Below are 9066 nucleotides of genomic sequence, written 5' to 3' on the forward strand. Positions count from 1 at the left end.
CGATCCGCGCCTATCTGGACCCTGCACGATTCGCAGCCTTCCGAATCGAGTATGGCGAACTTGTCTGGGGCGACTACGACTTGTGTTTTCCCATCATCGATCTCTACCGTGCCGAAATCGACCACTCGGAGCCCGAGCAAGTTGCGATCTGAAGCACGCGATCCATGAACGCCATCCTTGCTGGCGCATGCCCCCCCTGTAGCGGCGCAAGCCGCGAACCCCCCCGACCAAACAACCCAACACCCCCCTTGAACCCCCACCCCAACCACAACACACCCCCCATCACCCGCAAGCTCCCCGACTTCCGCAACCTCGGCGTGCTGCTGCGCGTGTTGCTGCTGGTCAATCTGCTCGCGGTGGCCACCGTGTTGGTGCGCGAGGCGGACGTGCACGCCGTGCCGGCGGCGCTGCTGGTGATGGCTGGGGTCATCGAGCTGCCGCTGTTTCTGGCGGTGTTGCTGCTGTATCTGCTGCAGCCGGTGCTCAGGCGCGTGTCGTATCCGGCCGGGGTGGGGGTGGTGCTGGGCGTGGTCGCGGTGGTCAGCGTCGCGGTGTTCATGCTGCTGGGCGAGGACCAGGCCGCGACGCTCATCCGCTGGCTGCTGTGGGCCGTGGTCGCCGCCGCGGTCTGCCTGTTCTATTTCGACTACCGCAGCCAGCGCTTCTCGCCCGCGCTCACCGAGGCCCGGTTGCTCGCGCTCACCGCCCGCATCCGCCCGCATTTTTTGTTCAACGCGCTCAATGGGGTATTGGACCCTTCGGCTTGGGCGTGGAGGGTGCGTTGATATGCGTCTGCCGCGCTCTGGATCCATTGCACACAACAGTCTGCAGACAATGATCGTCTATGCGCTGCGGCTAGGCATTCAGTTGGCCCTCTTGCTGCTTGTAGCGCGGTTTCTTAACCCCGCCGAATACGGTGAATTTGCGGGTATCGCCGCCTTGGCGTTCGGTTTGGGAACGCTTTCCTCGTTCGGGCTGGGCTTTCTTGTTTTGGGTGAATCGGCACGGGATCCCGCGGCAGGGCACGCTGTCTTTGCGGAGGCAATACCGATGACTTTGCTGTCTGCAATGCTGCTAATGCCATTGTATTTTTGGTTGAGTTTTTATGTAATCGGCAGCAGTGCGAACATGCTCAGTGTGGCTTTAATAGGTCTTGCGGAACTATTGTTCGCGCCACTATTAGGCCTAGCATCGTTTCGCCTGCAGGGGCTTGGTCACATCGCACGCAGTCAGTCGCTTGCGTTATTACCGATGCTTTTGAGGCTGATCGGCGTCGCAGCATGCATAGTGCTTTTGCCTGACAGCGGCTTGTTTGCGTATGCGCTTGTACACGGGTTGGGCTCGGCGGCGGGTTTGGGGCTGGGCCTCTGGTTCGCCTGGCGGGCAATGTCACCGTTAGAGGGTGTCGCGTGGCCGAAGTTTAAGACGCTGCGGCGTGGAGCATCGTTTGCGGTCATGAATTTCATGGCGATCAACCCTTCGGAACTCGATAAGGCGCTGGCGTTGCGCCTACTCGGGGCCAACGAGACTGGGTTGTATGCACTGGCATCGCGGGGCATGGCCATCGTGACCTTACCGGTTGTCGCGATGACCCTCGCTGCTCAGCCGCGCATATTCAGGGAGTCCCACGATTCACGAACCGGCCCGGGCAGCGTAATTGCGACCGTGATGGGGGCGTCATTAGTCTACGGCTTAGTGGCTGCGGTCTTGATCTACGTGACTGGTCCCCTTGCCTTAGAATTTCTACTCGGGGAACGTTACCAGGGTATAGGCGAGGTGGTGAGGATGATTGCGTTCATTGCCCCCTTCATGACAACCCGTTTTGCGGGGGGGGGTATTCTTTTGGCCCTAGGTCGCCCACTCTTAAGAGCCGGGTTCGAAGTTGTTGGACTACTGATGCTAATCGTGATCACCCTCATTTTGGCACCACGCAATGGCATTCAGGGCCTGATCATGGCTGTAGGCGCGAGCGAGGCCCTAATGGCTATTCTCTCTGGTGTGTTTCTGTTGCGGCGGTTCAGGAGAGTGCCCATCATCACTGGGGGGCGCGCGGGGTCAGGGTGCGACGCCGACCCCGGAAAACATCCCACGTAGCTGCGAGAAAGCCGCGGAGCGGTGCCGTGGACCGGTGCCTCGCACTTCGTAACAATGCTCTGGCGGGTAGAGTGACCGCTCGGCCAATCAGGAAGAGAAAGTGCTGAGTGTCCGACTCGGCCAACTTCCGCGCGAGCACCCAGTGCGCGCGAACCATGTGGTACTCATAGAAAAATGAACCGTTCCGGCTTCCAATAGAACCCTCGTGCTCAACGACGGCATCAATTACTTTATGTTGCTGAATACCTAGCCCCGATAGCCGCCAGCCCAACTCGGTGTCGTCACCGTAAAAAAAGAAATCCTCATCAAAGAGTGGTGGCGTTGCCAAGTGTGCCGAAAGTAGCATACAACAGCCGCTGAGATACTCGTAGGCACCGGGTCGCTCTTTGTGAAACAGCAATCCCGTTAGCCGATGATAGTAGGCTGCGTTAATTCTCTTACCCGTCGCTGTTTGCATCGTTGGGACCGCTAATCCTGCCCCTTCTTTCACTGCATTGAGCAAAGCGCAGTGAGCCCCAGATTTTAGTCTGGCATCGTTGTTGATTAGGAGTACGCAAACGGCTCCAAATCGCTCACGAACCTGTGCCAAGCCATAGTTCACGCCTGCCGAAAAACCAAGATTACGTCCCGGTTCGCAAAGGACAATATTCATACCTTGCGCCTTTAGAAATGTGAACGCTGGACGCAGCGCCAGCACTGAGGCGCCGTTGTCCGCCGAGTTATCCACCACTACAACCTGAGTGATGCCATCGGACAGCAGTGAGACCAGGCAGGCATTGGTGTGTTCTTGGTGCCGAAAATGAAGAATCAGCCCGACGGTGGGTGCAAGCGCCATCGGACTTACGATTGCCTGGGTCGTCGGGCCATGACCAGGGTCTCTTCGGCCCCGCCAGGAATCATGCTGCCCGTAGCATCGGCGAATGCCCTGATGAGCGGTGCTAACAAAGCCCTGGTCTGCATTGAAAGATCGCCGATATGCCGCGCATTTTCCGCGCTTTCCCGGATCATCCAACGAGCATGTGCGCCACGCCTGATCGGCATCAAGTCAGTAAAGCCTGCTTCGACGAGCATGCGAAAGAGCTGGGGGGCAGATGGAATAACCAGATGATACGGCGGGTGCAGTCCTCTCCACGCCTGAGCGTAAAAGCGGGCTCCTAGACTATCGGGGTTTGGGCAGGCCAGCCAGAGCACACCGCCTGGGCGAAGCAGGCGGTATACCTGTTTTAGTTCTGCGCCCGGTTGTGTCACATGTTCAATGCTGTGGCTCATCGTGACCACGTCGAATTTTTCGACCCACTCGGAGGGTGAATCCAGTAATGTGCCACGCACAACGTCCAGGCGTTGGTTAGTGCATACCGCAACGGCTGCCGGATCGGGGTCCAAGCCATTTACCCGCCACCCCATCTCCACAGCGCGTTGGAGAAAAGCACCGTTCCCGCATCCGACATCCAGCAGCCTGCCGCGCTGCGGGAAGTCGCTCGAGTAGAGGTGGCGACCGTAGTAATCTAGCTTCATTCGCAATGGGAGCATCAGCCGAAACAGCCACACGCCTGCACTCAGGGAAGGTTGGCGCGACAAGCCGAAACGATGATTCAAGTAGCCATGTATCAAGCGCCACAATAACCCGGCGAATCCCGATGTGGCAGGTTGCTCGTCATCCTGACTGTGTGTGTAGTATGACTGGTACGCCTTGGGCAAGGATTCTAGAGTCGGACGCGGGTCGAGAAACAGGGATCGGCACGAGGCACAACGATGCAAGCGCCACTCATCAATGCGTAGATCGGTACGATGATCCGTGCATACCAAAGGCTTGCCTGCGCGCGAACTGCTGCCACAAGCCGGACAGCTGTCAACCCGCTCCATCAGGCCTCGGGACCAGTGCAACTGGTCGCCCGCATTCTCAAACTGATCGGTCATGAGATGCGCCGGTAGTTGATCGTAGGCCATCACGAATTCCCCGTCTCATTTGGAGCCATTGATTCTTTCGGCTTGGGTCTATGGTGACGTGTACCGTCGCGGTCAGCAATAATTTGATGGAGGCCCAGAATTTCCAAACAGATGGAATATACCGACGTTGCATCAACCGCACCGCGTTGCGGAAAAGGTAATAATGTCGATCCGGGTTGCGGTAAGGCCACAGCCGCCACCCAAAAAACCAGAAGCGCAGGGAAGATTCTCCCATTCGGTGTAGGAAAGTGACCTCTGGGATGCCGTAAAGGCCGTAGCCAGCAGCTTTGACCCGGAACGCCCATTCCGTATCGACATGGTCGATGAAGAATGCTTCATCCAGCCCACCGAGTTCATGCATTAGCGTTAATTGCATGAGCGTTCCGCTGCCGTTCAAGTTGTCGCAGGCGATCGGCGTATGGTTGTCGACGGAGGGAAACACGCGCGTCCACATGCCGAAGCGCGCCCGATGGAAACCATGGCTCAGATCGGTCGCGGGATCAACGAGGTTCGGCCCAACGCAACCCACGCGGTTGGTCTGTCTCGCCAATCGGGAATAGGCTTGCAGCAATCGCTCAACCTGCCCGTGCCCCGGTTCGGTGTCCTGGTCCAGCAGCAACACGTGAGTAATACTCGGCAGCGCCGACGCTACATGGACTCCAGTATTCAAGGCAGCCGCCAGCCCAACATTATCCGGGTTTGCAATCAGCGTACTGTTGGGCGTACCTTCCGTCAGTTGCCGCAACGCTTCCAATAATTCGGACTGTGATGCGTTGTCGATAATAATCTTCGTAGCTGCGGCTGGAAGCTGTTGAAGCTGTCGATCCAACACGTCAAGGTCGGGTCGGTAGGTGACGATGACGATAGCCAACCCTGCTACTGAGACCTCGTGCGGTCTATAGGCAGTCGATGCAACAGCAGCGCTTGGCTCTTTGCCACCACTCATCACGTTGCCCTGATTTGTCCGATAGAAGTCCCCTCAGACGATTCCGTCAGTTGTAAATCGAACAACGTCCGGAATGCACTTCGAGCCGTCCAATACCCGGCATCTGGAATCGGCCTTAGCACCCGCTGGTACATCGCCTTCTTGGACTGCTCGAGTTCGTAGCGCGTACGCAGGGCACGACCACGATGTTGGGCGAAACTGAAACAAGACGCGCCCAGCAGCGCCGCGAACTGCGCAATCGTAAGCGGCAGGCAGTCATACGTTGCGCGATTGAGCCCCCAGCGGCAAGGCGCGGGCCAGCGTTCCAGGAGTTGGTTAACGTAGGCCAGGTCGTAGCGCGGTGCTTCTAATCGCCTCCGATTATGGACAGTGAGGTTGCCCACACCATCACACTTGATGACACAACGCAGTTCGGCGAAGTGTTGGCGCTGAGCAGTGCCGACATCCAGCAGATCGAGCGGTTGATAAAACGGGGGTGGGCTGAGCAGGGCTTCGGAGCTTGCGCATTTTGGCGTTGCGGCCATGCAGGTCTACCTCGGCGTGGTGGCTGGGGCTCGTGGCATAAGGTGGTCGTCGCGCGAGTCCATCAGGCTTGTGATCAGCGCCTCGTAGCGCGCCGCCACGGTTGGCCAACTCATCCTTTCGAGCAGGCGTCTCCGAACGCACATGACCCGCTGCCGAGCTACTTCGGGCGCACGCAGACAGCCAACGACCCGTTCGGCAAGCATAGCGACATTGGCAGGCTCACACAGCATCGTGGCATCTTCCACTGGATCAAGCAGGTCCATTACGGCGGGGAGGGCGCTGATTACTACCGGGCAGCCACAAGCGATGGCCTCCACGGTCACAAGGCCAAGCCCCTCGCGATCGCCGTCTTTGGCCTGGACGAACGGCGCGACGAAGACACTGGCCCGTTGGTATAGAGCAGGCAATGCCGATTGCGGCAGCGGGCCGATAAACGTCAGTCGATCGGCGACGCCAATGGTCCCGGCCAGTTCTTGAAGTGCATTGCATTCCGGGCCATGACCGACAATGCTGAGGTGCGCACGCGGCTCTGCGGCTAGGATTGCGGGCATGGCCTCGATAAGGTGGCGAACCCCTTTTTTTTCAACCAGACGACCGACGAACAGGATCTCATATGGGTCACCGACGGTGGCCTGCGCAGGTGTGAATCGGGTCGCAAAATCAACGCCCATAGGGATCACGCTGACCCGCGGCGTTGGTACACCGAGTCGGCCGGTCGCTGCAAGCATTGCTGCGCTGACCACTGTCACCGCACTGGCCTTGCCCAGCGCCCAGCGCTTGATGCGGGCGAGGACGGGGCCGCGCATGCCGAAAAGGTCGCCACCATGCGAGGTGAGCAAGATTGGGGGCATGCGTGACCCGAACGAATGCAATACAGCGAGTACGAACCCCTGGGGGATGATCCAGTGTGCGTGGATGGCGGCAGGTCGCAAGGTTCTCAGCAAGTGCGCAGTCTTCCAAGCTTGGCCAATAAAGAAACCTGGCAGTAGCATCCATTTCCAAGGGTGGTGTTTGAGGTTGGCGAGTATGCCTCCGTCCTGGACTAGTGTCTGCAGTTGCATGGGCGCGTAGCGAAAACGATGAATGCTGACGTCGTCAATCACTTCGTTCCGGGCTGCGTCGGGCGCATGCGGGCATAAAACGTGTACGTCGAACGTGGTGACGAGTCGCTGGCACAACTCATGGACGAAACCGGGTTCCGGATCGCCAGCCCAGCGCGGGTAGGTCGACGAGAGGACGAGTAGCCGACGTTTCACGGGCGCTCGCCGCTGTCCTTGTACATCAGTGCTGTGATTTGCTCGGATATCAGACCCATCATGAAAATGATGAACCCAGCGGTGAGCATCAGCGCGCTCATGTTGGTGAAGCGCCCCATCGTCGCAAATGTATATGCATACCACCCCACGCCCGACATGAAGAAGGCCAGCGCAAGCGGTGCGAACAGCTTGAGCGGTGAATACAGGGTGCCGATCTTGAAAATGATCAGCAAGAAACGCACGCCATCGTGGAGTGGCCTGATGTGACTCTTACCAATGCGTGCTGCGGCGTGGATGGGCTCATACGCGACGGCATATCCCGCACGGAAGAATGCCATGGTACTCGTCGTCGGGTATGAGAAACCGTTTGGGAGTAGATACAGGAACTCGCGAAACTTGTCGGCACGGACCACGCGAAAACCCGAGGTGAGGTCTTCGATGCGATGATTCGTCATATAGGACGCAAGTCGGTTATAGAAACCGTTGGCAAGGCCCCGCCCCAGGCTGGCCTGCGAACCCTGCTGACGCGCGCCCACCACCATGTCGAAGCCTTCATTGAGCTTATCGAGCAGAAGCGCGATGTCATCCGGGTCGTGCTGGCCGTCGCCGTCCATGAACACGATGACTTCACCGTTGGCCGCGCGTACTCCCGCCTTGATTGCAGCCCCGTTGCCCTTGCTGAAGCGGTGGGTAATCACCCGCGCACCTGCCCCAGCGGCTACCTCAGCGGTGTTATCACTCGAACCATCGTCTACGACGATAAGTTCTGCGCTCGGGTAGTGGGCTCTTATCCTTGATACGACCTCGCCGATTGCAGCGGCTTCATTCTTTGCGGGGATTACTATCGAGAGGGGTACGTGAGACATGTTGCTTCACTCAGTAGGCTAGTACCGATTATGCCGCATACGTTGAGCATGCGCCTAACGGCAGTGTCAGGAGGGGCAGGTGGTTCTATCGTCCGGGATTGTCCAGGTCGGCGATTATCTGAATTCGGAGGGCTTGACGCTCACGTTCGTAATAGCCACTGCCTTCTGCGTAGACATGTCTCAATCGCTGTATGGTGAAACCGGGCGGCGGCGCGACGTGGTCCGGCCATGCTGTGTCGAGCAGCGACAGCGCCGCCTCATATTCCCCGTGTGTGGCCAGCAGCGCGACGTTGCGCAATATCACGCCGCGAGGTTGTGTCTTCTCGCTCGCGCGGTGAAAGCGTTCATAGGCCTCGGCGGGGCGCTCCATACGCAATAGCGCTTCAGCGGCCCGTTGATTCAGCAAGGCACTCAGCACCTGTGGGCCAGATTCGTGTTGCCGTTCAAGTCGTTCGAGCAGGGCAAGTGCGTCGGGTAGCTCGATGAACGGGCATCCGCCGGCAACGACATAATCCAGCAGGCGTCCGAGTTGATACTGGGCCACAGCGCCATTGAGCACCTTACCCTGCAACACGGTTTCAACTTCCTCGAACTTCTGGTCGACATCTTCACCGTTGATGCACGCAATGCTCAGCGCCTGGATACGCGCGGCAATGTTCGCTGGATCCAGCGCGATGGCCCGCTGGTTGTGGCTCGCTGCAGCGCCAATGTTACCGGTCTCAAGCCAAAGGGCCGCAAGGTGATGATGAGTGCGCGGCGAGCTTGGATTGATCTGGGACCATTTCAGCGCCTGCTGGAACGGTTTGCCCCATAGGCTGGCACCCATTGCGGTCATGGCTGCCAGCGCGAACACCAAGGCAGTGGCTAGCCCTGCGCGTGTGACTAGCGTGAGTCGCTGCTCGTCCGCCCACCACAATGCTACAGGCAGCGCCAGGAGCGCGGCGGGAAGGTAGTTACGGTGCTCGAAGTAGAGCTCGAGTTGAAGGAAGCCCGATTCGACCGCGTGACCGACGAGAAAGAACAGCACCGCCAGTGCGGCAGCCGGGTACCGCTGACGGTTCCGCCACGCAAGCACGACAACGATGACCCAACCAGTCCAGGCGATTGCGGTGGTAAGCGGTGAGAAAAAACCTGTCGATACTGTGATGTGATCGTTGAACAACCCCCCGCTATGAGGCATCGGCAGCACTAGGCGCCAAATGTAATCCCACATCACCCGACCTTGCGTGAGCAGACGCTCGCCCGGCGTGAAATCGCGGAGACCCGCCGAGCCAGTCAACAGCGAAGGAAGCGAAATTGCGGCGAGGTAGAGCAGTATCGCCAGACTAGGCAGGCCAAGCAGAACACCGCGCCAGACGCGAAAGCCCCGGGTGGGTTGCAGATTCAGTCGCCGGTCGTGCGCAGCCAATACCGTAGCCTCGGTAATGAGCAG

Annotated in this window: 9 protein-coding genes; 2 read left to right on the forward strand and 7 right to left on the reverse strand. The window is 58.8% G+C overall.

The window, feature by feature from the left end; genetic code table 11:
• The first annotated feature begins 248 nt into the window (after positions 1-248).
• A complete protein-coding gene (locus ACKVEX_RS16220) occupies positions 249-785 on the forward strand; it encodes a sensor histidine kinase (protein WP_473216783.1) in 537 nt (178 codons plus the stop codon).
• A gap of 1 nt (position 786) precedes the next feature.
• A complete protein-coding gene (locus ACKVEX_RS16225; RefSeq protein ID WP_473216784.1) occupies positions 787-2094 on the forward strand; it encodes a lipopolysaccharide biosynthesis protein in 1308 nt (435 codons plus the stop codon).
• Here the strand turns inward: ACKVEX_RS16225 and ACKVEX_RS16230 are convergent.
• From ACKVEX_RS16230 to ACKVEX_RS16260, 7 genes are all read right to left on the reverse strand, one after another.
• Entirely contained in the window at positions 2036-2929 is an 894-nt protein-coding gene (locus ACKVEX_RS16230) for a glycosyltransferase family 2 protein (protein ID WP_473216785.1), read from the reverse strand. The two genes, ACKVEX_RS16225 and ACKVEX_RS16230, sit on opposite strands and share 59 nt — an antisense overlap.
• A gap of 5 nt (positions 2930-2934) precedes the next feature.
• The gene (locus tag ACKVEX_RS16235) at positions 2935-4041 is read right to left on the reverse strand and encodes a class I SAM-dependent methyltransferase (RefSeq protein WP_473216786.1); all 1107 of its coding nucleotides are present in this window, start codon (positions 4039-4041) and stop codon (positions 2935-2937) included.
• Positions 3995-4987: a glycosyltransferase gene (locus tag ACKVEX_RS16240; RefSeq protein ID WP_473216787.1), complete on the reverse strand. Its 993-nt coding sequence runs from the start codon at positions 4985-4987 to the stop codon at positions 3995-3997. Before ACKVEX_RS16240 ends, ACKVEX_RS16235 begins: the two co-directional genes overlap by 47 nt.
• Positions 4987-5511 (reverse strand): hypothetical protein, encoded by a 525-nt coding sequence (locus ACKVEX_RS16245; RefSeq protein ID WP_473216788.1) that lies wholly within the window; start codon positions 5509-5511, stop codon positions 4987-4989. Before ACKVEX_RS16245 ends, ACKVEX_RS16240 begins: the two co-directional genes overlap by 1 nt.
• A gap of 6 nt (positions 5512-5517) precedes the next feature.
• On the reverse strand, positions 5518-6768 hold the full coding sequence (locus tag ACKVEX_RS16250; protein WP_473216789.1) for a glycosyltransferase: 1251 nt from the start codon (positions 6766-6768) through the stop codon (positions 5518-5520).
• Positions 6765-7634: a glycosyltransferase family 2 protein gene (locus tag ACKVEX_RS16255; protein ID WP_473216790.1), complete on the reverse strand. Its 870-nt coding sequence runs from the start codon at positions 7632-7634 to the stop codon at positions 6765-6767. The genes ACKVEX_RS16250 and ACKVEX_RS16255 overlap by 4 nt, the downstream gene beginning before the upstream one ends.
• Before the next feature lie 85 nt (positions 7635-7719).
• The coding region (locus tag ACKVEX_RS16260; protein WP_473216791.1) for a tetratricopeptide repeat protein at positions 7720-9066 on the reverse strand (1347 nt) is incomplete at its 5' end.

The organism is Denitraticella aggregata, assembly GCF_048158365.1.
In the GTDB taxonomy this organism is placed as follows: Bacteria; Pseudomonadota; Gammaproteobacteria; order Burkholderiales; family Rhodocyclaceae; genus Azoarcus_F.